The organism is Lysobacter zhanggongensis (assembly GCF_046638635.1).
GTDB lineage: Bacteria > Pseudomonadota > Gammaproteobacteria > Xanthomonadales > Xanthomonadaceae > Novilysobacter > Novilysobacter luteus.
Genome location: NZ_JBJXHK010000172.1, coordinates 1 through 1,055, shown reverse-complemented (window position 1 = coordinate 1,055; position 1,055 = coordinate 1). Strand labels below are relative to the sequence as shown.

Here is a 1,055-nt window from a genome sequence, read left to right as displayed (position 1 = left end):
CCGCGACCGCCCCGCCGCCGCCCGAGGGCCTGGCCGTGGCATCGCGCGGCGAGCCGATCCCGACCGTGCGCCTGCCCGACCTGCAGGGCCGCGAGGCCACCCTGCCTGCGGACTATGCGGGGCGGCCGGTGCTGGTGAACTTCTGGGCCAGCTGGTGCGGCCCGTGCATCGAGGAGATGCCGGAACTGGACCGGTTCGCCGCCAGCCAGGGCGGCACGGGCGTCCAGGTGGTCGGCATCGCGCTGGACGAGCCCGACGCGGTGCGCGAGTTCCTACGGCATACCCCGGTCGACTACCCGATCCTGCTCGACGTCGCCGGCCCGGCGGACTCGGGCGTGCAATTGGGCAATGTCCGCGGCGTGTTGCCGTTCACCGCCCTGGTCGACGCGCAGGGGCGGCTGGTGAAGCAGAAGATCGGCCCGTTCGAGCACGGTGAGGTCGACGCGTGGGCCGCGCACTGAGGCGAACTTTTCAAACAACCGATTAAATCGCGACAACTTCGGCGAAACAGCCGATAACTTCTGGACAGCGACCCCCTGCTCGGCCACACTGCCGGCCTTTCCACGTCCCGGTCCGCGATGGCGAAGTTGCTGCTCCTGCATGGCCCCAACCTCAACCTGCTCGGCATGCGCGAGCCGGAGGTCTACGGCCACACCACGCTGGAACAGATCGACGCTGCCCTGCGCGCAACCGCCGAGGCCGCCGGGCACACGCTGGAAACGCTGCAGTCGAACGCCGAGCACGTGCTGGTGGACCGCGTCCAGGCCGCCCGCACGGACGGCGCCGCGCTGGTGCTGATCAACCCCGCCGCCTTCACCCACACCAGCGTGGCCCTGCGCGACGCCCTGGCGGCGACGGCACTGCCGTTCTACGAAATCCACCTGTCCAACCCGCATGCCCGCGAACCCTTCCGCCGCCAAAGCTATTTCAGCGACCTGGCCGTCGGCGTGGTCGCGGGCTTCGGCGCCGACAGCTACCGCTACGCCCTCGACGCCGCCATCGCGCGGCTCGACACCGCGCCCCGTTGACCTGCCCGGCCGCCGGCCCGGCGGCCT

2 protein-coding genes are annotated in these 1,055 nt (G+C 71.3%); both read left to right on the top strand.

Annotated features, from left to right (window positions below; all coding sequences use genetic code 11):
• Positions 1-461, top strand: a 461-nt coding sequence (locus ACKVMH_RS13525) for a TlpA family protein disulfide reductase (protein WP_412700667.1), incomplete at its 5' end; no start/stop codon positions are given.
• 117 nt (positions 462-578) lie between these two features.
• The gene (aroQ, locus tag ACKVMH_RS13520; protein WP_412700666.1) at positions 579-1,028 is read left to right on the top strand and encodes a type II 3-dehydroquinate dehydratase; all 450 of its coding nucleotides are present in this window, start codon (positions 579-581) and stop codon (positions 1,026-1,028) included.
• Positions 1,029-1,055 lie beyond the last annotated feature (27 nt).

Coding starts and splice junctions, on each gene's coding strand:
- aroQ (WP_412700666.1), top strand. CDS start 579: ATGGCGAAGTTGCTGCTCCTGCATGGCCCCAACCTCAACCTGCTCGGC.